Genomic DNA, 279 nt, shown 5'->3' with positions numbered 1-279 from the left:
CTCGCATCCACGCCGATGGCACGGCGATAAATGCCGCTCAGAAGCTGCAGGATACGGCCGGTGCCCGTACCGAGATCGAGCAGCGAATCGACGGGCGTGGTGCCCACCAGCTTCAGCAGCGCGCCTTCCACGGCTTCGTCGCTGACATGCAGGCGACGCAGTTCGTCCCAGGCGGACGCATTACGGCTGAAATAATCCTGCGCCCGCTCCGCCCTCACCCGCTTGACGGCGGCCAGTCGCTCACTGTCACGCTGAAGAACCGCGTCGGAAGGCGAGGCC

At 65.9% G+C, this 279-nt stretch carries 1 pseudogene; it reads right to left on the bottom strand.

Annotated elements, in window-relative coordinates:
- Window positions 1–279 (bottom strand): annotated as a pseudogene (locus tag EN804_RS36870) (ArsR family transcriptional regulator); the annotation flags it as partial.

The organism is Mesorhizobium sp. M8A.F.Ca.ET.161.01.1.1 (assembly GCF_004792105.1).
GTDB lineage: Bacteria > Pseudomonadota > Alphaproteobacteria > Rhizobiales > Rhizobiaceae > Mesorhizobium.
This window is presented reverse-complemented; position numbering and strand designations above follow the sequence as displayed.